This window comes from Actinoplanes sp. M2I2 (genome assembly GCF_023544445.1).
Classification (GTDB): domain Bacteria; phylum Actinomycetota; class Actinomycetes; order Mycobacteriales; family Micromonosporaceae; genus Actinoplanes.
In genome coordinates, this window is record NZ_JALPVJ010000028.1 from 92,861 (window position 1) to 117,234 (window position 24,374).

General features: G+C 73.5%; 20 protein-coding genes. 7 read left to right on the forward strand and 13 right to left on the reverse strand.

The window, feature by feature from the left end:
• The first annotated feature begins 119 nt into the window (after positions 1 to 119).
• Both HJC40_RS39385 and HJC40_RS39390 read left to right on the forward strand, forming a co-directional pair.
• Positions 120 to 1,556 carry an aldehyde dehydrogenase family protein gene (locus tag HJC40_RS39385; RefSeq protein ID WP_250008702.1) on the forward strand — a complete coding sequence of 479 codons (1,437 nt, stop codon included), beginning with the start codon at positions 120 to 122 and terminating at the stop codon, positions 1,554 to 1,556.
• On the forward strand, positions 1,557 to 4,655 hold the full coding sequence (locus HJC40_RS39390; RefSeq protein ID WP_250008703.1) for a hypothetical protein: 3,099 nt from the start codon (positions 1,557 to 1,559) through the stop codon (positions 4,653 to 4,655). It abuts the gene before it with no gap.
• Positions 4,656 to 4,684: 29 nt separating this feature from the next.
• On the opposite strand, the gene HJC40_RS39395 is transcribed toward HJC40_RS39390, so the two are convergent.
• The 5 genes from HJC40_RS39395 to HJC40_RS39415 form a co-directional block, all read right to left on the reverse strand.
• A complete protein-coding gene (locus HJC40_RS39395; protein ID WP_250008704.1) occupies positions 4,685 to 5,350 on the reverse strand; it encodes a class I SAM-dependent methyltransferase in 666 nt (221 codons plus the stop codon).
• A gap of 63 nt (positions 5,351 to 5,413) precedes the next feature.
• Positions 5,414 to 6,430, reverse strand: coding sequence for an alpha/beta fold hydrolase (locus HJC40_RS39400; RefSeq protein ID WP_250008706.1), 1,017 nt, complete (start codon positions 6,428 to 6,430; stop codon positions 5,414 to 5,416).
• 54 nt (positions 6,431 to 6,484) lie between these two features.
• Positions 6,485 to 7,477 (reverse strand): DUF3500 domain-containing protein, encoded by a 993-nt coding sequence (locus HJC40_RS39405; RefSeq protein WP_250008707.1) that lies wholly within the window; start codon positions 7,475 to 7,477, stop codon positions 6,485 to 6,487.
• A gap of 27 nt (positions 7,478 to 7,504) precedes the next feature.
• A complete protein-coding gene (locus HJC40_RS39410; RefSeq protein ID WP_250008708.1) occupies positions 7,505 to 8,320 on the reverse strand; it encodes a hypothetical protein in 816 nt (271 codons plus the stop codon).
• Positions 8,321 to 8,451: 131 nt separating this feature from the next.
• On the reverse strand, positions 8,452 to 9,141 hold the full coding sequence (locus HJC40_RS39415) for a DivIVA domain-containing protein (protein WP_250008709.1): 690 nt from the start codon (positions 9,139 to 9,141) through the stop codon (positions 8,452 to 8,454).
• A 121-nt stretch (positions 9,142 to 9,262) separates the two neighbouring features.
• Here HJC40_RS39415 and HJC40_RS39420 point away from each other — a divergent pair, with 121 nt between their 5' ends.
• Positions 9,263 to 9,610, forward strand: a complete 348-nt coding sequence (locus tag HJC40_RS39420; protein ID WP_250008710.1) for a hypothetical protein — start codon at positions 9,263 to 9,265, stop codon at positions 9,608 to 9,610.
• On the opposite strand, the gene HJC40_RS39425 is transcribed toward HJC40_RS39420, so the two are convergent.
• The 3 genes from HJC40_RS39425 to HJC40_RS39435 form a co-directional block, all read right to left on the reverse strand.
• Complete coding sequence (locus tag HJC40_RS39425; RefSeq protein WP_250008711.1) at positions 9,611 to 10,393, reverse strand: ABC transporter permease; 783 nt, start codon at positions 10,391 to 10,393, stop codon at positions 9,611 to 9,613. It abuts the gene before it with no gap.
• Positions 10,390 to 11,373 (reverse strand): ATP-binding cassette domain-containing protein, encoded by a 984-nt coding sequence (locus HJC40_RS39430; RefSeq protein ID WP_250008713.1) that lies wholly within the window; start codon positions 11,371 to 11,373, stop codon positions 10,390 to 10,392. The genes HJC40_RS39425 and HJC40_RS39430 overlap by 4 nt, the downstream gene beginning before the upstream one ends.
• Positions 11,374 to 11,452: 79 nt before the next feature.
• Positions 11,453 to 14,200, reverse strand: a complete 2,748-nt coding sequence (locus tag HJC40_RS39435; RefSeq protein ID WP_250008714.1) for a BTAD domain-containing putative transcriptional regulator — start codon at positions 14,198 to 14,200, stop codon at positions 11,453 to 11,455.
• A 119-nt stretch (positions 14,201 to 14,319) separates the two neighbouring features.
• Between HJC40_RS39435 and HJC40_RS39440 the strand changes: the two genes are divergently transcribed.
• Complete coding sequence (locus HJC40_RS39440; RefSeq protein ID WP_250008715.1) at positions 14,320 to 15,453, forward strand: AI-2E family transporter; 1,134 nt, start codon at positions 14,320 to 14,322, stop codon at positions 15,451 to 15,453.
• 82 nt (positions 15,454 to 15,535) lie between these two features.
• On the opposite strand, the gene HJC40_RS39445 is transcribed toward HJC40_RS39440, so the two are convergent.
• On the reverse strand, positions 15,536 to 16,900 hold the full coding sequence (locus HJC40_RS39445; RefSeq protein ID WP_250008716.1) for a cellulase family glycosylhydrolase: 1,365 nt from the start codon (positions 16,898 to 16,900) through the stop codon (positions 15,536 to 15,538).
• Between the two features lie 235 nt (positions 16,901 to 17,135).
• Between HJC40_RS39445 and HJC40_RS39450 the strand changes: the two genes are divergently transcribed.
• A complete protein-coding gene (locus HJC40_RS39450; RefSeq protein ID WP_250008717.1) occupies positions 17,136 to 17,657 on the forward strand; it encodes an RNA polymerase sigma factor in 522 nt (173 codons plus the stop codon).
• A 2-nt stretch (positions 17,658 to 17,659) separates the two neighbouring features.
• Positions 17,660 to 18,730 (forward strand): hypothetical protein, encoded by a 1,071-nt coding sequence (locus HJC40_RS39455; RefSeq protein WP_250008718.1) that lies wholly within the window; start codon positions 17,660 to 17,662, stop codon positions 18,728 to 18,730.
• A 120-nt stretch (positions 18,731 to 18,850) separates the two neighbouring features.
• Here HJC40_RS39455 and HJC40_RS39460 read toward each other — a convergent pair whose 3' ends face one another.
• From HJC40_RS39460 to HJC40_RS39475, 4 genes are all read right to left on the reverse strand, one after another.
• The gene (locus tag HJC40_RS39460) at positions 18,851 to 20,536 is read right to left on the reverse strand and encodes a glycoside hydrolase family 43 protein (RefSeq protein ID WP_250008719.1); all 1,686 of its coding nucleotides are present in this window, start codon (positions 20,534 to 20,536) and stop codon (positions 18,851 to 18,853) included.
• A gap of 610 nt (positions 20,537 to 21,146) precedes the next feature.
• Positions 21,147 to 22,034, reverse strand: coding sequence for a methylenetetrahydrofolate reductase (locus HJC40_RS39465; protein WP_250008721.1), 888 nt, complete (start codon positions 22,032 to 22,034; stop codon positions 21,147 to 21,149).
• Between the two features lie 219 nt (positions 22,035 to 22,253).
• Positions 22,254 to 22,691, reverse strand: coding sequence for a thioesterase family protein (locus tag HJC40_RS39470; RefSeq protein WP_250008722.1), 438 nt, complete (start codon positions 22,689 to 22,691; stop codon positions 22,254 to 22,256).
• Positions 22,688 to 23,323: a TetR/AcrR family transcriptional regulator gene (locus HJC40_RS39475; protein ID WP_250008723.1), complete on the reverse strand. Its 636-nt coding sequence runs from the start codon at positions 23,321 to 23,323 to the stop codon at positions 22,688 to 22,690. Before HJC40_RS39475 ends, HJC40_RS39470 begins: the two co-directional genes overlap by 4 nt.
• 62 nt (positions 23,324 to 23,385) lie before the next feature.
• On the opposite strand from HJC40_RS39475, the gene HJC40_RS39480 reads away from it, so the two are divergent.
• The gene (locus HJC40_RS39480; protein WP_250008724.1) at positions 23,386 to 24,135 is read left to right on the forward strand and encodes a class I SAM-dependent methyltransferase; all 750 of its coding nucleotides are present in this window, start codon (positions 23,386 to 23,388) and stop codon (positions 24,133 to 24,135) included.
• The last annotated feature ends 239 nt before the right edge of the window (positions 24,136 to 24,374 follow it).

Below are 24,374 nucleotides of genomic sequence, written 5' to 3' on the forward strand. Positions count from 1 at the left end.
CCGGTCCGGTCCGGCCACGCATCGAAGGCTGTCGAAGTAACGTACGCCACGGACCGCCGGGAAGGACACAGCTCACTTCGCACCTATCACCGTGTGATGACCGCCGATAGCCTGAGCCGGTGGATCACCGGATGTTCGTCGGCGGCGCCTGGGTGCCCGCGCGCTCGCACGCCAGCACCGAAGCGGCCAGCCCGGCCACCGGCGAGTCGCTGGGCCGCGTACCGGAAGGCGACCGCGACGACGCCCGCGCGGCCATCGCCGCGGCCCGGTCGGCCGCACCCGGGTGGGCCCGGCTGAGCGCCTTCGAGCGGGCCGCCCTGCTGCACCGGGTCGGGGACGTGATCGAGGCCCGGCGCGACGAGCTGGCCCGCACGCTGACGCTCGACCAGGGCAAGCCGCTGCGCGCCGAGGCCTACGACGAGGTGGACGAGCTCGTCACCTACTGGCGGATGGCGGCCGAGGACGGCAAGCGCCACGGCGGGCTGCTGCCGAACTCGTCGTCGCCGGGCAAGCGGGCCCTGCTGATCCGCCGGCCGCGCGGGGTCGTCGGCGTCATCACCCCGTGGAACTGGCCCTACACGATGCCGGCCGAGCTGATCGCGCCCGCGCTGGCCTGCGGCAACACGGTGGTGTGGACGCCCGCCCCCTCGACGTCGGTGGCCGCCGTCGCGCTGGCCTCCTGTGTCGCCGACGCCGATCTGCCGCCGGGCGTGCTCAACCTGGTCACCGGGCCGGGGCCGGTCGTCGGGGACGAGATCGCGCGTCACCCGGGCACGGACGCGGTCGCGTTCATCGGCTCGACCGCGACCGGGCGGCTCGTGGCCCACGCCGCCGCCGGCAAGGCGACGTTGCTGGAGATGGGCGGCAACGGGCCGGTGGTCGTGCTGGCCGACGCCGATCTCGGCCGGGCCGTCGCCGGGGCGCTGGTCGCCTGCTTCCTGTGCGCCGGCCAGAGCTGCACGGCGGGGGAGCGGCTGCTGGTCCACGAGGCCGTGCGCGAGGAGTTCGCGGCCCGGCTGGCCGCGGCCGTGCGCGACACGGTCCGGCTGGGCGACCCGTTCGACGACGCGACCACGATGGGACCGCTCAACAACGCCGGCGTGGCCGCCAAGATGGACGCGCACGTGGCCGACGCGGTGGGGCGGGGCGCGTCGGTGCTGACCGGCGGGTCACGCGCCTCGTCGTTCCGGACGGACCTCTACTGGGAGCCCACCGTGCTCGACGGCGTGTCCCGGGAATCGCTGGTCGCCACCGAGGAGACCTTCGGGCCGGTCGCGCCGATCGTCGGTATCCGCTCGCTCGACGAGGCGATCGAGCTGACCAACGCGTCCCGCTACGGGCTGCTCGCGGCCGTCTACACGGCCGACCTGTCCGCCGGGCTGGCCTTCGCCGACGCCGTGCGCACCGGCTGGGTCAACATCAACGAGTCGTCGAACTACTGGGAGAGCCATCTGCCGTTCGGCGGGCGGTCGGGCTCGGACAGCGGGCTCGGCCGGGTCGGCGGCAGCCACCCCATGGACGCCTTCACCGAGCTGCAGACCGTCATAATCTCGTGAATGGCCGTCGAAGAGCTCCTCACCGCGCTGGATCCCCTGCCGTACCACCAGCGCATGCGTCACGTGGCGGCCTGGGCGCGCACCGCGCCGGACCGTGCGGAGGTCTGCGCCGAGCTCCTCGCCCGGGGTGATCACGGCCGGCGGCTCGCGCTGGTCGCCGCCATGGTCGCCCAAGACGCGGCGGGCATCGTGGCCGCGTCGTCCGACCCGCAGATCCTGCTGCGGGCCCGGGTGTTCGACCGGCGCATCACCGAACTGTCCGCACGGGACAGACGGCGGGCCTACCGGACGCTGCGGCGGCTCGACGACACGGCGACGGCCGACGCGCTGATCGGCGAGGTGCGCGAGCACTTCGGCGACGAGGAGGCGGCCGCGCTGCTGCCGGCCTGCGGGCCGTCGGTCGTCCGGGCCGCGCTGCCCGATCTGGAATTCGCGGCCAACCTCGAAGTGGTGGCCCGGCGGCACCCCGATCTGCTGCTCGCACGGGCCGGGGAGCGCCTGGCCGCAGCCCCGATCGAGAATCGGTGGGACGTGTGGGAGCAGGTCGGGGCGGCGGTGCTGTCGTGCGATCCGGGGCGGGCGCTCGACCTTGTCGAACGCTTCCCGGTCAACAACCGGCTGCCCGGCGATCTGCGCGCCTACGGCCGGCTCGCCGCGGCCGACCCGGGCCGGGTGGCCCGGCTGCTGGCCCCGGTCGAGACCGGCCCGCTGCCGCCGGCGGTGGTGCGGCGTCTCGCGGCGCTGCCGAACGAGGCGCTGGTGCCGCTGGCCCGCACGCACCTCAGGGCGCTGCTCGACGCGCTCGCGCCGTCGCGGCGGACCGACCTGTACGACCGCGCCTCCACCGGCCGCGTGCCGTCGCCGGCGATCCTGGAGCTGCTGCCGGTCGCGACCCGGATCCGGGAGGCCGCCCGGGCCGCGGAGCTGGTGTCCCCGTCCGTACGCGGGAAGTACCGCGCCTATCTCGCCTGGACCGACGTCTCGGCCGCGCTCGCCCCGCAGCTGCGCTCGGGTGACGCCGCCGAGCGGGAGCGGGCCTGGGCCCGGCTGGTCACCGCGGCCCGGCTCTCCCGTGACCCGCACGCGGTGGCCGAGGTGATCGACCGGCTCGACCAGCTCCGCAACGAGCAGGATCCCGTCCGCGCGGCGGCCCTCAGCGCCCTGTCCGGGGTCGCCCGGCTGCTCACGGCGTCCGCGGCCGCCCCGCTCACCCGGGTCACCACCGCCGCCGTCGAGGCCCGGGACTCGTCCGCCACCACCGCGGCCGAGCTGGCCCGCCTCGCCCTCGGCACGCTGCGCTTCCATGTCGACGTGCCGGCGCTGCGCGAGTGGGCGCTGTTCACGATCGACCGCGTCGGCACGGCCGCACCGGTCCCGCACCTGGCGAGCTTCGACGGGGTGCCGCCGGCGATCGTCTGGGACCGGTTGCGCCCCTGGGTGTCGGCCTCCCTGGCCCAGGGCCGGCCCGAGCCGCTGCTGGCGGTCGCGCGGGCCCTCGGCCGGGGCGCCTACGACCGGCCGGAGCTGCAGGACCTGCTGGGCTCGGCGATCGGGTCGAGGCTGGGCGACCAGGCTGTCCGGCTGTGGCTGGCCGATCGGCGGCAGCGCTCCCGGCGGGTCGCCCAGGTGCTCGACAGCGACCTCACCGCGGTGACGCTGCCGATCGTGTGGGAGACGATCAGCTCGCGCCGCACCGACCTGCTGGACAAGGTCTTCGCCGGTCCGATGCGTGGCCGCCGGCTCGGACCGGGCGAGCGCTGGATCCCCCGGACGCCGCGGCACGTCGACCGCTGGCTGCCGCGCCAGCAGGAGGCGTTCGTGGAACTGCTCGCCACGGTGGCCGGCGACCCGGCCGAGGGGGTGTGGACGCGGGCCCGGGTGCTGCGGACCGCCGCCGTCGTGCCGGGCGCCGGGCGCGAACTGGTGCTGCGCCACCGGGACGACCCGGCCGTGCCGATCGCCGAGGCCGCGCTGGGTGCTCTGCCGTGGACCGACCGCCCCGGCGAGGCGCTGTCGATCCTGCTCGAGTACGCCGGCTCCGACCGCGCCCGGGTCGCCCTCTACGCCGCCGGTCGCGCCGCCGCCCACACCGAGCCCGGCCGCCTGCCGGCGCTGCTGGGTGGCGTGCTGGCCGGACCGGCCAAGGTCACCAGCCGCAAGGAGGCCGCCCGGCTGCTCGCCCGCTACGCCCCGGCCGAGGTGATGACCACCCTGCTCGAGGTCTTCCGGAACCCGGACACCCCCCGGGACGTACGGGCGGCGATCGTCGCGGGCGCCGGCCGGCGCCTCGACGCCTACCCCAGCTGGACGGTGCTGGCCGCGGCCCGGGACGGCAGCCGTGAGGAACGCCGTGCCGTCCTGGCCACCGCGCCGGCCCGGATCTCGGCCCGGCACCGCCCCCGGTACGCGGCCCTGATCGCCGACGCCGGCCGCAGCCCCGACCCGGTGGTCCGGCGGGCCGCGTTCGCCGCCCTGCCGGCCTGGCTGCCCTGGGCGCCCGCGGGCGACCTGGTCACCGCCCGCTTCACCGACCTCGGCGAGGAGCTGGGCCCGGCCGAGGTCGCCGGGCTGCTTCCGGCGCTGGCCCCGACCGGCCTTACCGCCGTCCTCTCCGACCTGATCGGACGGGACGCCGAGCCCGTCCGGCGACGGCTCGACGTGCTGGCCCGGGGCACGGCGGCGTGGTCCCGCGACGCGCCGGCGGCGACCGGCCGGTCGGCGCTGATCGCGTCGGCCCGGTGGCTCGCGGCCCGGCCCGGCCGGCGGCCGGTGGCGGCCGCTCTGCTGCTCGGCCTGGGCCGGCTGGACAACCTGGACGAGCTGGCCGACCTGTGCGCCGGCCGCCCCGTGCTGGCCGTGCGGACGGCCGACCGGATCCGCGACCGCCTGATCGAGCTGCCCGCCTTCGAGGACCGGGCCGCCATCGGCCGCCTGGCCGCTCGCGGCGACCTGGCCGGTGGCCTGTTCGCGGTGGCCCTGCTGACCGACACCCGCGTCCGCTGGACCGATCCCTGGCGCGACCTGCTGGGCTCCCTGCGCGACCACCACGAGCCCGAGGTCCGCGACGAGGCCTGGGACGTCGACTCCACCCACCGCTGAGCGGCCGGGTCGTCACAGCGAAGCGCTGCTCAGGCGTACGCGATCCCCGCGATCTGGGTGTTGAACGGGACGAACGGGCTGTGCAGCCGGTACGTCTCGAGATCGACGCGGTCGAACCCCGCCGCGCGCACCAGGCCGGCCAGGTCCCGTTCGCACGAGCAACCCTCGAAGGTCCAGGCCCACGGGCGGCGCAGCGCCCGCTGGAGAGCCCGGGTGGGGGTGCCGGCCCGGGCGGCGACGTGCTCCAGGAAGCGGAAGGTGCCGCCGGGCCGCAGGATGCGACGGACCTCGGCCAGGACACCGACGGGATCGGTCACCGTGCACAGCACGAGCGACGAGATCACCGCGTCGGCGCTTCCGCCGGCCAGGCCGGTGTGTTCGGCCACCTGGTCGCGCAGGTCGAGGCGCACGCCGCGGCGCTCGGCGGCGGCCCGCAGCCGCCGGTGCATCGGCCGGTTGGGTTCGACGGCCACGAGCGTCGTCCCGGGGCGCAGGTAGCGGAGGTTGGCGCCCACTCCCGGGCCCAGTTCCACGACGGTCGACGGCAGCCGGGCGAAGACACGCTGCTTGTGCCGCCGCACGTTCCACTCGATGTACGGGCCCAGGACGCTGAAGAACGCGGCGTTGAAGGGTCCGCGCGCGGCGTGCGTCTCGAAGCCGCTCGCTGAGGACAGGCGCAGGTCGTTGTCGGTCATCCGGACACTCTGCGCCGATCCGGCCCGCCGGTCAGGCGGGGAAATACCCCACTGTGGCCGCGCTCAGAGCCGATCGCGCCGCTCGCTGTACCAGGCGGCGACCTGCGCCCGGGACCGGAAGCCCAGGCGCAGGCGGATCCGCTCGACGTGCCCCTCGGCCGAGCGCTCGTCGATCCCCAGGCGGGCCGCGATCTCGCGGTTCGTGCACCCCTGGCTGATCAGGTCGGCCACCTCCCGCTGGCGGACCGTCAACCCGTCGGCGCGCCGCCGGGGGACGGGCAGGCCGAGGAACCGGCGGACGACGCGCACCAGCGCGTCCCGGTCGCCGGCGTAGGGCAGGTGCGACCGGCCGGGCAGCAGCGCCAGCCGGGCGCCCCCGATGCCGTCGGCCAGCGTGGCGGCCTGCGCGACGGGCGCCGCCCGATCCCCGGTGCGGTGCACCACCAGCGTGGGCGCCCGCACGTGGGCGAGGCGGTCGCTGACGTCGAGCCGGTAGCTGAGCGCCAGCAGGGCCTGCGCGGTCGCGGCGCTCGAGCACGCGCGCTGATAGCGGGCCAGCTCGGCCCGGGTCGACCGGTCGGCGTCGGGCGCGAAGATGTCGGTCAGCACGTCCGACCCCAGCCCCCAGTGCGAGCCGACCAGGCCGAGGATGTGCTCACGCACGCCCGGCGGGGACAGCTCGCCGCCGCGGGCCCAGCCGCCGTAGAGCACCAGGCGCCGGACGGTGGCGGGATGGGCCGCGGCCCAGGCCACGGCGACCGGTACGCCCATCGACGTGCCCATCAGGTCGAACGGCTCGCCCACCGCCGCGGCGACCGCGCCCAGCTGTTCGAGCTCGAACTCCAGCGACGCCGGGCGGTCCGTGGCGTCCGACAGCCCGGACCCGGCGCGGTCGTAACGCACGAGCCGGCAGCCGCGCGCCAGGGCTTCGTAAAGGGCCCGTTCGGCCGGCAGTTCCCAGCTGAGCCGCAGGTGCGTGAGCCAGCCCATCACGTAGACCAGCGGCCGGCCGGCGCCGGCGCGGGCGTAGGCCACGGTGGTGCCGTCGGCCAGGACCACCCGATCGACCCGCTGCTCCACCCCGTGATTGTCGTCGCCGGCCGCCATGGTCAGCGTCGCCCGGTCGGGGATCGGTCAGTGGTGATCGCGGCGGTGGCGGCCGAGGACGTCCTGGCCGAAGTCGTTGGCGGGGTCGCGCCAGACCGAGTGGGCGTGGTTGGCGCCGCGCTGGGTGTTGTCCCACTCGATCAGCAGGTTCGGTCCCTGCACGCGGTAGTAGTGCGGCTCGCCGGGACCGGTCGGGCCGGCCCAGGCGAAGTGGACGGCGTCGAGCGCGGCGTCGTCGTAGGCCGCCATCGGGGACACCGCCTCGGGCACGCGCCCGAAATACGTACCGAGAAGGGCCCGGAGCAGATCGCGCCGGTCGGCCGGCAGGTCGGCGCCCGCGATGCCGGCCGGCCGGGCCACCAGGTCGTCGCCGGCGATGCTGCTGCGGTTGCCGGTCACGACGTCGGACGGCGCGGTGGAGGAGAGGATCGCGCGCCGGGCCAGGCCGGGCGCGAGGGACCGGACGAGGTCGCGGGCCAGGTCCTCGACCCGGGCCAGCGGACGGTTGACCGCCCCGCCCAGCAGCTCGGAGACGGCCGGGTCGGCGCCCAGGAAGCTCGGCGTGGTCGCAACCACCCGGCCGTCCACGACGAGGTTGTTGAGCGAGACGTGGTGGCCGCCGAAGCGCCAGCCCCAGGCGCCGCTCGGCCCCGGCTCGCCGAAGACGCGCAGGTAGTACCGGCCGGGGTCGCGACCCCGCTCGCCGCCGAAGCCGGACACGAAGCCCTCGGTGTGGTCGAGGACGTTCTCGAGGCCGATGGTGGTGGCCACCGTGACGAAGCCGGCGCGGGACAGGCCGGCGGCCACCAGCCGCATCGCCGCCTGCTGCTGGGCCGGGCGCTGCTGATGGAAGGTCAGGCCGCCGTGGTCGGTCGGGGTGTAGAACCAGCGCCGCCGCTCGTCGTCGGGCTCCCCGGCCGACGGGCCGCGGCCCCGGGCGACGGCCCGCTGGTCGTCGGTCAGTTGCCCCAGCCACGCCCGGGCCGCCTCGGCCATCCGGGCCGCCACGTCATCCACCATGACCGACAATCTAGATCGGAGCCCCGGCTAACCGTTGCGGTGGTGCTTCTTGACGAAGGTGTAGCCCGGGGCCAGCGGGCCGATGCCCTCGTTCTCGACCGCCTCCTGATAGAGGGCCAGCTGCTTCTCGGAGGGCTGGGCGCCGCGGGGCAGTTTGCGGATGAAGCCGCTCACCCAGTGCTCGCCGCGATGCGACTCGTACGGGATCGGCTCGACCATCGGCGCGTAGAACACCATGTCGGTCAGGGTCTCGCCGTCGGCGGCCGGATAGGACGGGTGGCCGGCCGAGTCGACGCTGCCCGTGACCCGGGTGAGGTAGCCCTCGCGGATGAGCTGGTCGACCGCGTTGCGGAGCAGGAACGCCGCCTTGGCCCCGCGGCCCAGGCCCGACCGCTTGGCCAGCAGCTCCTCGCTGAGCACCGCGCTGCCGTCGTCGAAGACCCGGCCCAGTTTGCGGACGGTGTGCAGGACCTTGGCCCGGTTGGACTCCTCGGGCCGGTGGTCGCGGGTGACGACCTTGGGGTCGTACGCGTAGAAGTAGTCGACGCCGTCGACGCTCATCGGCTCGTCGAGCGGCTCGGGGCGGATCACGAAGTCGTTGCGCGCCGGATGCCAGGTGACGGTGACCAGGACGCCCGGCCGGAAACCGGCCGGCCAGGTCAGACCGGTGAGCTGCCACTCGACGTCCTGCCGCAGCTCACACTCGAAGGTCTGGCGGTTGTCGAGCACGGCGACGACGCGGCCCGACTCCGGCGCCGACGCGGCGGCCTCCTCGGGGACGGCGCAGACGCCCGCCTCGAGATCGGCGCGCCACAGGGCGAGCCGGCGGCTGACCGTCTTCATGCGGCGAATCTACCGTGGCCGGCCGGGTCGGCCGGCCACGGCGCGAGCTGATTCCGCCGATCCGCGCGAGCAGGGTCAGCCGAGCAGACTCGGTCGAGCAGGCTCAGCCGAGCAGGCTCAGCCGAGCAGGCTCAGTCGAGGTCGCGGCCCGAGGCGATGTCCAGTTCCTGTAGCTGGCGCTGGACGTGGTCGCCGAGCGCCTGCTGGTAGGTCTGGGCCAGCCGGCCGAGCTTGTCGATCTCGTCGAGCAGCTGGGCCCGCTTCTCGACCAGGCCGTTCATCGCCTCGGTGTGCTTGCGACGGGCGTCGGTCTCGATCGTGCTGGCGCTCAGCTGGGCGTCGCTGGTGATCTTGTCGGACTCGGACTGCGCCCCGCCGATCACCGCGTCGGCCTCGTTGCGCGCGTCCCGCATGTGGTCGTCGGCGGTGCGCCGGGCCATCATCAGGACCGGCGAGTCCTGACCGTCGCCGGCCGACGGCGGCGGACCGGACGGCGTCTCCCGGCGGGCCCGCTCGAGCTGGGACTGCATGCTGCGGGCGTTCTGCTCGGCCCGGGCGCGGGCCTCCTGGAGCCGGCCGAGCTGGGCCGTCAGGTCGTTGAGCTCGGCCTCCATCGCCCGGTTGTTCCCCCCGGCGGGCGGACCGCTCGGCCCGGGTCGCTGGACCTGGTCGTGCAGAGCGCGGTTCTCCTCGAGGAGCCGGAGAAGCTCCTGCTCGACCTCGTCCAGGAACGCGTCGACGTCCTCCTCGTCGTACCCGCGCTTGCCGATCGCCGGCTTCTTGAACGCCACGTTGTGAACGTCGGCTGGAGTTAGCGGCATCGTGCTCCTCGGCTCCCCTGCTGTTTCGTACCGTGCCGCCGCATCCTACGCACACAGCCGCTGAGCTCGCTCGGGTGTCATAGCATCAGTCGCCGACCCCACCATCCGCGAAAGGTCCGGAGTGGCTGACGCCGACGACGTACGCCGACTGGCCCTCGCTCTGCCCGACGTGGCCGAGATCGACAGCGACGGCTTCGACTTCCGGGTGCGCAACCGGGGCTTCGTCTGGTCGTATCCGCAGCGTGAGCCGGGTAAGCCCCGCGTACTGCGGACCGACATCGCGGTCCTCTACGTCGGCGACGAGGCCGAGAAACAGGCTCTGGTCCTCGGCGAGCCCGAGCTGTTCTTCACCGTTCCGTCGTACGACGGGCTGCCCTTGGTGATGCTGCGGCTACCCCTGGTGACCACTGCGCGGCTGCGAGAACTTGTCGGCGACGCGTGGCAGATGCGCCGGGACAGCCCGGGCTGATCACCGGCCCAGGAGCCGGTAGCGACGCACCGCGAGCGGGGCGAACACCGCGAGTAACAGCAGCGGCCAGGCCAGGGCGAGCGCGACGGCGTGCTCGGCCGGCCACGAGTCGCTGCCCAGCCCCGGGTTGCCGAAGAGCTCGCGGGCGGCCGCCACCGTGGCCGAGATCGGGTTCCACTCCGACACGGCCCCGAGCCAGGCGGGCATCTGCTCCGGCGCCACGAACACGTTGGACAGGGCGGTCAACGGGAACGCCAGCGGGAAGACGATCAGGCTGACCGTGTCGGGGTTGCGCACGACGCTGCCCAGGAAGATGCCGACCCAGGTCAAAGCCAGCCGCAGCAGCAGGATCAGGCCGACCGCGGCCAGGGCCGCTCCGGCTCCGCGGTGCCACTGCCAGCCGACCAGCAGGCCGCAGACCAGCAGGACGATCATTTCGAGGACGGCCCGGGTGAGGTCGGCGGTGCCGCGGCCGACCATCAGGGCCGAGCGGGCGGTGGGCATGGACCGGAAGCGGTCGACCACGCCGCGGCTGATGTCGAGCGAGATGGCCGTGGCGGTGGCGCCCAGCCCGTACAGCTGGGTCATGACGAAGACACCGGGCAGCAGGAACTCGCGGTAGCTTTCGCCGCCGACGGCCATGCCGCTGCCGAAGACGTACCCGAAGACGAGCACGAACATGATGGGCAGGGAGAAGTAGATGACGATCTGCTCGGGCTCGCGGACGACGTGCCGCAGGTAGCGGCCGGTCATCACCCAGCCGTCGGCGATTGCGGTGGTCATCGGGTCTCCTCCTGCTGGCCGGTCTGCTGGTCGCTGTGCTGGTCGTCGGCGGGGCGGCCGGTCAGGCTCAGGAACGCCTCGTCGAGGGTCGGGCGGCGCAGGCCGAGGTCGTCGACCGTGATCGCCGCGCCGGTCAGCAGCCGGGCGGCCTCGACGAGCGCCGCGACCCGGTCGGTGACGGTGACCCGCAGCCGGCGGACATCCGGATCGAGGTCCACGTCGCCGATGCGCCCGAGCAGGGCGGCGGCCTCGGGCAGACGGTCGTGCTCGCGGATCACGACCTCGAGCCGGTCGGCGCCGATGGCCGTCTTGAGCTCGTCCGGGGTGCCCTCGGCGACGACCCGTCCGGTGTCGACGACCGAGATCCGGTCGGCCAGCTGGTCCGCCTCGTCGAGGTACTGCGTGGTCAGCAGCACGGTGGTGCCGTCGGCGACGAGCTTGCGGACGGTGTCCCAGACCTGGTTGCGGCTGCGCGGGTCGAGCCCGGTGGTCGGCTCGTCGAGGAACAGCACCTGGGGTGCGCGGACCAGGCTGGCCGCCAGATCGAGGCGGCGCTGCATGCCGCCGGAGTACTCGCCGGCCGACCGGTCGGCCGCGCCGGCCAGGTCGAACTGGTCGAGCAGCTCCTCGGCGCGGGCCCGGGCGGCCCGGCGGCCGAGATGGTGCAGACGGCCGAACAGCACGAGGTTCTGCCGCCCGGTGAGCGAGGCGTCGACCGCGGCGGACTGCCCGGTAAGGGCGATCCGCTCGCGCACCAGGTCGGGCCGGTTCGCGACGTCGGCGCCGGCCACCGTGGCCCGGCCGCCGTCGAAGTCGAGCAGCGTGGCCAGGATGCGGACCGCGGTGGTCTTGCCGGCGCCGTTGGGCCCGAGCAGGCCGCAGACGGTGCCGGCCGGAACGCTGAGCCGGAAATCGTCGAGCGCGGGCACGCCCCGGTAGGTCTTGCGCAGCCCCTCGGCCGCGATGGCGATCGTCGTCATGGCCCGAGACTCCCGCCGGCCGCTGACGAGCCGCGCACGAGCCGCTGACGGGCCGTTGACGGGCCGCTCACCGGCGTCGTCAGGATTCCAGCGCGGCCAGTTCGAGCCGGATGGTCTCGCGGACGCTGTCGGCGGTGTACCACCCGGCCGGGCACTCGGCCAGGGCTGTCCGGGCCAGGGCCCGCGCGGTCGTGGGATCACCCTGGAGCCGGGCCAGCCGGGCCAGGCCCAGCCGGGACGACGCGACCACCTCGGGGGCGCCGCAGGCCGTGGCCAGCGCCATGGACTCGGTGAAGTCGGCCGCCGCCCCGGCCGGCTCGCCGCTGCGCATGCGGGCGTCGCCCCGGGTGCGCAGCATCTCGGCCAGGTCGACCTGCGAGCGCAGCTCACCGGCCAGGCGCAGCGCCTCGTCCAGGGGAGCCCGGGCCGCCGCGTGGTCGCCCCGCGCGGTGGCCAGCTCGGCCAGCCCGGAGTGGGCGAGCATCATGCCCCAGCGCTCGCCCAGTGCCCGGAACCCGGTCAGCGCCCGGACGAACTCCCGCTCGGCCCACCCGGGATCGTCCCGGAACGACGCGATCCAGCCGCTGCCGATCGAGGCCAGCGCCTGGCTCCACGGGTGACCGGCCAGCCGGGCCCGGAGGCTCTCCTGCACCCGGACCACGTCGTCCGGTGAGTCGGCCGGCGGTCCCGCGGCGAACGCCGAGAGGTACAGCAGGAACGGCTGGTCGGGGGCGCGGTCCAGCGACTGCAGATAGAGCGCCGGATGCTCGCCCGGCTCTCGCGGGCCGGACAGGTCGGCGTTCAACCGGCACAGCAGGTGCTCCTCGGCCAGCCCGGCCGGGGCCGCCGGACCGATCCGCTCGAGCAGCTCGCCGGCCAGGGCCGACGCCTCACCGCGGGCGCCCCGCAGCCACCAGTAGAACGACAGGGCGGCGACCAGCCCCAGCGCCACCCCGCCGGAGCCGTGACGCACCGCCGCGTGCAGGTTGTCGCGGTCGGCGTCCAGGCGGTCCAGCCACTCCAGCTGCTCCGCTCCGCGCAGGTGCGCGTCGGCCGTCCGGGCCAGCCGCAGGAAGTGGGCGGCGTGCGCCTCGACGGGCGCCGGTCCCTGCGCCGCGCAGAACGCCCGGATCGTCGACAGCATCCGGTACCGCGCGCCGTCCCGTTCGATCAGCGACTTGCCGACCAGGCCGTCGAGAACGTCGAGGGTGTCCGCGCCGAGCCCGCACACCTGCTCGATCGCGTCCAGCCCGCCGCTGCCGGCGAACACCGTGAACCGCTGGGCCAGCAGGCGCTCGCGCGGGGTGAGCAGATCCCAGCTCCAGGCGACCAGGGCCCGCAGGGTCTGATGCCGCGACCCGGCCGTGCTGCTGCCCCGCGACAGCAGCCGGAACCGGTCGCCGACCCGGCGGGCCAGCTCGTCGACCGGCAGCACCGGCAACCGGGCCGCGGCCAGTTCCAGGGCCAGCGGCAAGCCGTCCAGCGTACGGACGATGCGCCGCACCGCGTCCTCGGCGCCGGCGCTCAGCGTGAAGCCGGCCGACGCCGCGCCCCGGTCGGCGAACAGCCGCACGCCGGCCTCCAGCGGCAGCCCGCCGACCGGCAGCCGCACCTCGCCGGTGATCCCCAGCGGCTCCCGGCTGGTCGCCAGCACCCGCAGTCCGGGGCAGGCCGCGAGCAGCCGCCCGGCCAGAGCGGCCGCCGCCCCGACGACATGTTCGCAGTTGTCGAGCACGAGCAGCAGCGGCCGGGCCGACAACGCTGCGAGCAGCCGGTCGAGCGTGTCCGGCCCGGCCCCGCGCTCCCGAGGGGTGTTGTCGCGCTGGGTGTTGTCGCGCAGGGTGTTGTCGCGCAGTCCCAGGGCGTCGAGCACGGCCCGGGCCGTGTCTCCGGGCCCGGTGGCGGCCAGCTCGACCAGGCAGGCCTCGCCGGGATGCCGGGCCGCCACCTCCAGGGCCAGCCGCGTCTTGCCGGCCCCGCCCGGCCCGGTCAGCGTCACCAGCCGCGCCGAACGCAGCGCCGCACCGGCCCGGGCCAGCTCCTCCTCCCGTCCCACGAAGCTGGTCAGCTGGGCCGGCAGGCGGCGCCGGTCCGCTCCGGCGGCCTCCCCGCGCAGCACGGCGGTGTGCACGGCGCTCAGCTCGGCCGACGGGTCGGCGCCGAGCTGGTCGGCCAGGACGTGCCGGGCCTCGGCGAAGGCGGCCAGCGCCTCGGCCGGGCGCCCGGCGGCGACCAGCGAGCGCATCAGCAACGCCCAGGTGTGCTCCCGCAACGGCGCGGCCGTCAGCAGCGCGCGCAGCTCGCCGACGGCGTCCCCCGACGGCCGCAGGTGCAGCTCCGCCTCGATGCGGTCCTCCAGGGCGCGCCGCCGCTGCTCCTCCAGGCGGTCGGCCGCGGCCGGCGCGAACGGCGCCGAGCGGACGTCGGCCAGGGCCGCACCCCGCCACAGCGCGAGCGCGTCGGTCAGCAGCGCGCTCGCGGTGGCCGGGTCGCCCGCCCGCAGGGCATCCCGGCCGGCGTGGGCCAGCCGGGCGAAGCGGTGCGCGTCGACCTCGTCCGGCGCGACCTCGAGCCGGTAGCCCGAGCCGTCGTACGAGATGGGAACCTCACGCCGCGCCCGCGAGACGTTGGACTGGACCGCGTTGACCGCCCCGGCCGGGGGATCGTCGCCGTACAGGTCGTCGATGAGCCGGGGGAGCGGCACCACCCGGCCCGGCTCGAGCAGCAGCCGGGCCAGGAGGGCACGCAACCGGGCCCCGCCTGCGCCAGGCCGGGGACCGGCGGTCTCCGGGCCGGCGAGCGTCGGACCCAGGATCCCGTACGGCATGGGTCCATTCTGGTCCGGGCGGCGCGACGGTGAACGATCGGACACGGTTCTGTTCCAGCCGGCGTGATCCCGGGGGCGTCACCCAGCGGAAGCGCGCACCGCTCTCTAAGGTGATCGGCATGCCTGCCAAGCTCAACCCCGACCGGGCCCGGTCCGCGTTACGGACCTCGGCCCTCCTCTCGGCGCAGACGTTGCTCGTGCTGGTCATGGCCTACGTCGTGTTGTGGCTGATGGGCCGGGCCTGGTCGGTCATCTGGCCGGTCGTGGTGGCGCTGCTGCTCACCACGCTGACCTGGCCGGTGGCGCGGTTCCTGCGCTACCGGCTCAACTGGAAGCCCGCGCTCGCCGCCAGTGTGGTCACCCTGCTGTTTCTGGTCGTGATGGCCGGCATCATCGTCGTCATCGCCGTGCCGGTGGCGTCCCAGTCGGGTGAGCTCGCCGACGCGGTCGTCGACGGCATCCAGCGCCTGCGCGAGTGGGCCGCCGGACCGCCGCTGAACTTCGGCGACGACGACATCACCGGCGCGTTCGACTCGGCCGTGGAGCGCATCCAGAACAGCGCCGGCAGCATCGTCAACATCACCCTGACCGGCGTCAACACCCTGGTCAACGGCGTGGTGACCACGGTCCTGGCGTTGTTCCTGATGTTCTTCTTCCTCAAGGACGGCCCGCGTTTCCTGCCCTGGCTGTCCAAGCAGCTGCCGGGCCGGCTCGCCGACGACGTCCCGGCGGTGGCCTCGCGCAGCTGGGACACGCTGGGCGCGTTCGTGCGGTCGCAGGCCTTCGTCGGCCTGCTCGACGCGGTCTTCATCGGACTCGGCCTGTGGATCGTCGGCGTGCCGCTGGTGCTGCCGCTGGCCGTGCTGACCTTCATCACGGCCTTCATCCCGATCGTCGGCGCGCTCTTCGCCGGCTTCATCGCCGTGCTGATCGCGCTGGTCACCCAGGGCTGGGTCGACGCGCTGATCGTGCTCGGCATCATCATCGTGGTGCAGCAACTGGAGGGCAACGTCTTCCAGCCGATGGTCCAGAGCCGGGGCCTGGGCCTGCACGCGGCCGTCGTGCTGCTCGCGGTGACGCTGGGCGGCAGCCTGGCCGGCATCATCGGCAGCCTGCTGGCCGTGCCGGTCGCCGCGCTGATCTCGGTGGTCTACGTCTACGTCCGCGAGCAGCTCAGCGACGACCCGCCGGACCCCGAGCCCGAGGTGCCGCCGGAGCCCGGCCCGGACGAGGAAGACCCGGCGATGGTCTGACCGTCTCCCATAGGCTCGCCGGGCGACGGGATCCCCGGGGCTGCGGGCTGCCCGATCCGGAGACCGGGGCAGCCCGCGGGACCTACGCCGCGGCGCAGGTCACTGCCGGGATGCTGTTGGTGCCGTTCCACGAGCCGAGGAAGCCGAACTGTGCGCTGGCGCCGGCGGCGAGGCTGCCGTTGTAGCCCGCGTTCTTCGCCGTCACGGTCGATCCGCTGCTGGTGACGGTGGCGTTCCAGGCCTGCGACACGGACTGTCCGTTCGCGAACGTCCAGGTCACCGCCCAGCCCTTGATGGCGGCGGCGCCGGCGGTCACCTTGACGTCGGCCTGGAAGCCACCGGCCCACTGCCCGGTGGTGGCATAGGTGGCGGTGCAGGCGCCCGTCGGCGGCGGGGTCGTCGGGGGCGGGGTGGTCGGCGCCGGGGTGGTCGGCGCCGGGGTGGTCGGGGTCGGCGTGGGGGTCGTCGGCCCGCCGAAGATGGTCGCCTGCTTGGCGGTGGCCTTGAGCCCGTTGGGTCCGTTGACGATGCGCTGGCCCCAGGTGGTGAGCCGGGCGGCGTCGAAGTTGGTGGTCATGTCCAGGATCGGGTCGGTGTTGCCCGACCACGACCACGCGAGGTAGCCGAGGTTGCGCTTGACCGCCTCGGACAGGATCGTCGCGTCGTCCACTTCACCGGCGGCGAACTGCCAGCCGAACTCGCCGATGACCAGCGGCCAGCCCTTGCTCGCGAACGTGTCGAGGTAGTTGGTGATCGAGCTGGCCGTGTTGAACACCGCGTACATGTGGATCGACAGCACCGTGTTCTTCCGGGTGTCGGCGTCGAGGATGGTCTGGCCGTTGTCCCGCATGACGTAGGTCCAGTCCTGGCCCCAGTTCGGCGCGTCGACCATCAGCAGGTGCTCGAAGCCGTTGCTGCGCATCTTCTGGATCGCCGCCACCGTCGCGGCCGTCCACTGCCCGGGGTTGGTGTTGCCGATCGGCTCGTTGCCGATGTTGATGACGACGTAGTCCTCCTGGCCGACCAGCACGCTCTTGAGGCCGATCCAGTAGTTCGCCGCCTGGTCCAGGGTGTAGGCCGCGCCGTCCTCCCCGTACCCGGTGGTGTCGTGGTTCTCGAGGACGCAGATGAGCTTGTTCTGCTTGCACAGCGCGATCACGTTCGTCACGTCGCTCGCCGTGTTCGCTGTCCAGCGGCCGCCGCTGAGCACGACGCGTACGGTGTTGGCCCCGGCCGCCTTGATGTCGGCGAACGAGCCGGTCCGGTCGGCGTACCAGGCGTGCGGGTGGTTGACGCCGCGCATGACGAACGTCTGGCCGTTGGCCTCGGCGATGTCGCGTCCGACGACGTGCAGGCCGGTCGCGGCGAAGGCCGGCCCGGGGAAGAACAGCACAGCGGCCGCGGCGGCGAGCAGAGCGGTGGCGAGGACGGTGAGTTTCCTCTTCATGACCTACCTCTGAGTGGGGGGCGTGACTCGACGTCAGCGTGCCCACTCGTGCCGTCCGCCTCGGGCGGGGCACCACGCCGTTCCCCCGCGTCGCGCTCGGCCTGGGGGTGGAGGCTCCGCGCGACCGCGGTGACAACACCGTAATGCCCGCTTCCCCCCATCGCAATCGATCGATGTCTACAACCTTTTCCCGTACGTCTGGGAACCTCCCGGGGTGCGCCCGCGTGTATCGGACATGGTGGTTCCGACAACAGCCCCCCGTTCCGCCCCGGCCGAGCCGGTCACGGACGGGTTCGAGGCGTTCTACCGCGCGCACGTCGACCGGGTCTATCGCGCGCTCGCGGTCACGCTGCGACGGGACGACCTGGCCCACGAGGCGGTCGACGAGGCGATGGCCCGCGCCTACGCGAGATGGCACGTGGTCGGCACGCTCGACAACCCGGCCGGCTGGGTCTTCCGGGTCGGGCTCAACTGGGCGACCTCCTGGTGGCGCAAGCTCCGGCGGGAGGGCCCGCCGCTCACCGACACCGGCCACCCGGCCGCCGACCATCCGGCCGCCGACACCACGCCCGGCGGCGCGCTGTTCGCGCTGGCCGCCCTGCCCCTCCCGCAGCGGGCCGTCGTCACGTGCCGCATCCTGCTCGACCTTTCCACCGCCGAGACGGCCGAGGCCCTCGGCCTGAGCGAGGGGACGGTCAAGAGCCGCCTCTCCCGTGGCCTCGCCGCCCTTCGCGCCCAGCTGAGCACCGAGGAGTGACCATGGACGAGATTCCGCGCGACATCCAGGTGGCCGTGCGCGCCGCGGCCGAGGCGCCCCAGGATTACAAGGGCGAGCTGTCCACGGTCTTCCGCCGGGCGCGCCGCCGTCGCGCCCGGCGCCGGGCCACGGCCGCAGCCGCCGCGTTCACCGTGCTGGCCGGCCTGGCCGGTGGCGGGTTCGCCCTGCGGCAGCGCACCGACGCGATGCCGCTCCACGAGCCGGCCTCCCCGGTGCCGGCCCAGCGGCTGTTGCTTCCCGGGGCCGACGGCATTTACGTGGCCGCCCAGGGCGACCCGTCGCCGGTGCACCTGGGCGACGCCGCGCAGATCGGCGAGCTCTCCGTCGACGACCACCTGCTCACCCATCAGGTCGTGGGCGGCGGTCGCTACACCACGTCGATCGGCCTGCCCGACGGCCGGCTGGTCTCGATGGGCCCGCGCGGCGCCGCCCCGCCGCACGGGGAAATGCTGCTCACCGTCGAGACGCCCGGCGGCCAGACGCAGCAGCGCGACGTCACGAGTGAGGACGAGCCGGTCAGCCTGGCCGCCGCCGACGCCACCACGGCCTACCTGTGGCGCCCGTACGGTCTGTACGCCCGCGAGCTGGCCGGCGGCCTCGAGCGGCTGGTCATCTCCTCCGACATGCTCGAGCTGCCCGACAGCGACCCGGCCGGTGGCCTCGACGCGGCCGACGTGGGCGGAGACCGGCTGGTCATCGCCGACCAGGACCGGTCGTGCCGTCCGCTGCTGACGAGCATCGCGCCGCCCCAGGGCCTGCGCTTCCTGCCTCTGACGGCACTGGGCTGCACGTCCGTGACCGGGCTGCGGCTGTCCCCGGCCGCCCTGCGGGTCGCCGTCACCTACCGCGCCAAGGGCGCCTCGCGGGTGGCCGTCCTCAGCACCGAGGACGGCCGGGTGCTGGCCGATCGCGAGGTCGCGACCGCGAAGGGCGGTGCCGCCGCGGCGACGGTCGAGGTCGCCTGGACGGACGACCGCACCGTCCGCGGCGTGGTCGTCCCGACCGGCGGCAAGGAGGTGCACACGCTGAGGCAGTTCACCGTCGTGAGCTGAGCTGCCGCGCTTGCCGTCCGGGAGCTTGGCCAGCTCTACGCCTCGGCTGGCTCTACGCCTCGGCTGGCTCTACGCCTCGGCTGGCTCTACGCCTCGGTCGGCTTTACACCTCGGTTGGCTCTACGCCTCGGTCGGCTTCATTGCGGTGGTGTAGGAGGCTCGGTCGAAGTCGGCGTAGGCGCCCTCGCGGCCCAGGTCCTGCGCCCACAGGCCGACGAAGGCGCCGGTGAAGCCCCATGCGGCCGGTTCGCCGTCGACCACGTGGGCGGCGAACTCGTCGGAGAGGATCGTGGCGTCGAAGGACGGGCCGGCCTGGTGCCACACCGAGTCGTCCGCCGCGCCGGGGAAGGCGTACCCGAAGGAGAGGGACGGGCCCTCGAAGCGCAAGCGCAGGCGGACCGGGCCGGGAGCCGGGACGGGGGTGCGGACGCCGGGGACGACGGTGACGTGGCCGCTGTCGCAGGCCAGCATGTCGAGGACGGGGCTGCCGTCGTCGTCGGCGGTCACGTGCAGGAAGTACCAGTTGCGGGTGTTGTAGTAGGCGGTGATGCCCGCGAGCTGGCGATAGTTGCGGGGCCCGAAATCCATCACGGCTTCGAACTCGCAGTCGGCCGCGACGACCCGGCGGGCGACCAGGCTCGGCCGGTGGCGGCCCATGGGGGACAGGCCGCCGTAGAGGCGCAGGTGCGAGGGGCGCTCGGTCAGCGAGACCCAGTCCGGCGTGGCCGGGCGGCGCAGCGTCGACCAGTTCACCCCGAGGGCCGGCGCGTCGAAGTCGTCGTCCTCGACCTGTTCCGACGACACCGGAGCCTCGAGCGGGACGTCCACACCGATCGGCGCGGGAACGATGTCGGCCGGGCGGCCGTCGCCGACGCGCGGCCAGCCCTGGTCGGTCCAGGTGACCTCCTGGATCGCCGACTCGCGGCCGAGCACGCACCGGCCCAGCGGCGTGTACGGGCGGGCGACCAGATGGGCCAGATACCACTGACCGGCCGCGGTTTCGACCAGGCTGCCGTGGCCGGCTTTCTGCAGCGTGAGCGAGGGGTCGCCGGCCGAGGTCAGCAGCGGGCCGGCCGGGTCGGCGAGGTAGGGGCCGAGCAGATGACTCGAGCGGGCGACCGTGACCTGGTGCTCCCAGCTCGTGCCGCCCTCGGCCGTGACCAGGTAATACCAGCCGTCCTTGCGGTACAGGACGGGCGCCTCGGTGGTCGCGGCCGACGTGCCCTCGAAGATCATGTGCTCCGGGCCGATCAGCGTGCGCGCCTGCCGGTCGTACTGCTGGATCGAGATGCCCCGGAAACGGTTTCGGCCCGGCCGCCAGTCGGCCACCATCGACAACATCCAGGTGGTGCCGTCGTCGTCATGGAAGAGCGAGGCGTCGAAGCCCCGCCCGTGCAGCACGACCGGATCGGACCACGGACCGGTCGGGGAGGGTCCGGAGACGAGGTAGTTCTGCGGGTCCCAGTAGCCGCCGGCGAAGGTGGCCACATCGGAGAACAGCAGATGGAACTCGCCGTCGGCGTACGTGAGATTGGGCGCCCAGACACCGTTCGAGTCGCCGGAGCCGGTCAGGTCGAGCAGGCGCTTGTCGTTGAGCGCGCCGCCCAGCGGCGTCCAGTCGACCAGGTTGACCGAGTGGTGGATCCGCACTCCCGGATACCACTCGAAGGTGGACGTCGCGATGTAGTAATCGCTGCCCACGCGCAGGATCGAAGGGTCCGGGTGGAAGCCCGCCAGGACCGGGTTGTGGATCGCCCGGTGGCCGGTGGTGGCTGTGCTGAGGGTGCCGGCTTCGGCGCTCGTCATGGTTGTCCCCTGCCGCTCGATCCCCGTAAGTTCCGGACTCTACCGCAACTTGCACCTCCGGCGGCGACCCTTTTACATCGATACGCATGAACCGTTCCTGGACGCGGCAGGCGGCCCGAGACGATGGCGGCGGTGGTTGTTGAGCGGTTGGTTTCGCGGTGTGTGGCCTGCGGCGATGGCGGCGGTGGTTGTTGAGCGGTTGGTTTCGCGGTGTGTGGCCTGCGGCGATGGCAACGGCGGTTGTTCACCGGTTGGTTCCTCTGCGGGCGGCCCCCCGATGATGACGGCGGCGGTTCTTCACCGGTCGGCTCCGCGGCGGGTGGTTTAGGACGATGGCGGCGGTGGTTGTTCACTGGGCGGTTCCGGGGTGGGTGGCCTACGACGCTCACGGCGATTGTTCACTGATTGGCTTGCGCCGGTCGGCGTACGACATCGCTCCTGGCGGTTGTTCACCGAGTGGCTCCGCGCCGGCGGGGCGGCGTCAGTGAGAGCTGTTCGATCGTCGGCCATCAGCGGGGCAAGCAGCTGTGGATGGGGAGAGGCCTTCGCGCTGGTGGTTTATGACGACGCTCTCGGCGGTTGTTCACGGATTAATTTCGGGCCGAGCGCCCTACGATGATCCTCCCGGCGGTTGTTTACTCGATTCGTCGCGGGTCGTGTCGCGGAAAGCGTTGATCCACTGTGTCGTGGCGCGCAGGCCGCCGAACGTGTAGAAGTGCAGCTTGACGTCGCCGTGCCGCTCAGGGTGGTAGTCGGTGGCCAGCGCGCGCAGGAAGCCGTCCGGCCCCGCGGTGGCGGGCAGGTCGGCGCCGAACCGCCGGGTTAGTCCGGCACCCGTGGCGACCCCGAGCCGGGTCGCGTACCGGATCAGCCGGCGCACACCGGCCGGCCCGGGAACGCCGACGCGGATCGGGACGCCGATGCCGCGTTCCCGGACGGCGGCGATCCAGTCGAGCACCGGGTCGGCGTCGAACCCGAACTGCGTGATCACCTCACCGCCGAGACCCCGGTCGGCCAGGGCGGCGAGCTTGCCGGCGAGCGTCGGCCACAGAACGTGATCGGGGATCCCGGGATGACCCTCCGGATACCCGGCGATACTCACTCGCCGTACGCCGTGCTGCTCCAGGCCCGAGTCGATCACCGAGAGCGAGTCCTCGAACGGTCCGCGCGCCTCGGCCGGGTCACCGCCGGCCACGAAGACGTTGTCGGCTGCGCCCACCCGGCGCAACGCCTCGAGAAACCCGGCGAGCTCGGCCCGCGACGACAGCCGGCGTGCCGAGATGTGCGGAACAGGCGTGAACCCGTACGCCCGGACGGCCGCGGCCGCCCCCACCCGCAGCGCCGTGTCCTCCCCGGCGAGAAACGTGATGTTGATGCGAGTGCCGGAAGGTACGAGGTCACGGGCGGCGGTCAGCTCGTCCACGTCCCGACCGGTCATCTCGAGCGAGTGATCGTCGAGCAGTCCGGCCATCTTCGCCGCCGCGGCGTCCGATTCCATCATTCCCTCTGTGGCAGGCGAGTCTCGCCGCGACCCGACTACCGGATGTGAACGCGCGGCCTCACCACTATCGTCGCCCGCGCCCGCGCCCGCGCCCGATGGCGGACCACCGTCGGCGTTACAGCTCTCATCGTCCCCGCTGGCCGGCCTCCATCGGTCGACCTCCACCGGTCAGCCTCTACCGGTCAGCCTCCACCGGTCAGGCTGCGTGGGGGAGGGTCAGGGGCGTAGCAGGGTGGCGGCCAAGGCTCGGCCCTCGTCCGTCCAGGGAGCCGGGCGCATGGTGGCGGGGTCGAGGCGGACGTTGACTCGGCGGCCCTCGGCGTAGACGGTCGTGCCGTCCGCGGCGGTCACCTGGAAGCCGTATTCGGCGCTTGTCGTTCCCATGTGGTCGAGCCAGAAGCGGATGTCGATGTCGCCGGTGCTGCGGATGGGGTTGTGGAAAGTGATCTGGTATTCGCGAACCACGTTGAACGCGTCGGGCGTGGTGGGGCGGCCGCCGGTGAAGGTCACGCCGCGTTCGCTCCACCAGACGATGATGGCCCTTTCGACCAGGACGGCGTACCGCGAGTTGTGGAGAACGCCCATCGCGTCGAGGTCGTCGAAATGCACAGCCTGGGGGACGACAGCGCCGTAGGTGTGGACAGCGGTGGTCATGTCAGCTCCGGAAGGATCGTCGGGTCGGTGGCAACAGCTCGTAGATGGCCGAGCAAAGCTCGACGGGCCTGGCGGAACGTGGGCGCGGCGCCGAGCACGGGCGCCTGCATCACCGCGCAGACCCCCAGAGATTCCGTCTCGTACGCGATGCTGCTCGGATCGGTGCCGGCGCGCACCTCGCCCAGCGTGACGGCGTCGGTGGCCAGGTTGGTGAGGAAGCCCATCCAGTCGCGCAACTCCACAGCCAACTGGTTGCGTACAGCCCCCGGGCGCTCGTTGAACTCGAAATGCGCGTTCGCGAAGAAGCAGCGGCCCGGCAGCGCACCGGACTCGTAGAAGTCGAGCCGCCGGTTGTGCACAGCCCACAGCCGCCGCACCCCGCGCGGCGCCTCCAGGGCCGGGCTGATGACTTCGTCGGTCCACTGAACGCGCGCGTGGGCGATCACGGCCAATTGCAGCGCTTCCTTGGAGCGCCAGTGCGCGAACAGGCCCGACTTGCTGACCCCGAGCGCGTCGGCGACCTGGCTGAGGGACAGGCCGTCGAGGCCCGCCGCCGTGGCCAGTTGCAAAGCCTGATCGAGCACGGCTGTACGGGTGCGCTCGCCCCGCAGGAGCCTGCCGTCCGCCGTCATGTTGTCGACCATACAAAACGACCGACCGTTCGTAAAGATAGTTGTCGTGTTGACTAGTACACGTGGACCGTCAACGTGTCAGCGCCCTGGCGCACACTCATCACCCGATCGCCGCCCCGGTCAGCGGCGTCAACGTGAACAAGCTCCTGCGCCGCGCGGGCCGTGGACCGGCGGCCCGCATTCTCGATCTGGGGTGTGGACAAGCCGCCTGGGCGATGCAGGCGTTGGCTCACCACCCCGATGGCCACGCCGACGCCGTCGACCTGAGCGCGGATGCTCTGGAACGCGCGGAAGCCATGGCGACCATGCGGGAACTCGCGGACCGTCTGACATTGCACGAGCGCGACGCGCGCACCTACGTGCCGGACGGCGACTACGACCTGGTGCTCTGCGTCGGCGCCACGCACGCCTTCGGCGGCTTCGCCGGGACGCTCGAGCTGGCCGGCCGCCACGTGAACCCACACGGGGTCCTGATCGTGGGCGACGGATTCTGGGAGACCACCCCGACGCCGCAGGCGCTCGCGGCGCTCGATGCCAAACCATCCGACCTCACCGATCTGCCCGGCCTGATCGACACGGCCGCCGACGCGGGCTGGTACCCCGTCTATGCCCACGTGAGCGACCCGGCCGAGTGGGACGACTACGAGTGGTCGTGGACCGGTTCCCTGCTCGAGTGGGCGGTCGAGAACCCCGGCCACCCGGACGCCCCCGAAGCCGCCCGCATAGCGCAGGAACATCGGAACGAGTGGCTGCGCGGCTACCGCGGCGTTCTGGGCTTCGCGACGCTGGTCCTCCGCCGCCAGACGCTGTAGGCGAGCTCCCGCTTCCGGCCGCACACTTCAGCGGGTCTGCTCAGTTGGTCGGCTCGGCGGGCAGGCGAGCCTGGCGGGCGGACTTGGTGGCGGCCTTGGCGGCAGGCGGTGGGCGAGCTTGGCGGCCAAGCTCGATGGGCGGGCTTGGCGGCGAGCTCGGCCTGCGGCCTGCGGGCAGCGGCCTGCGGCCTGCGGGCGGCGGCCTGCGGGCGGCGGCCTGCGGGCGGCGGCCTGCGGGC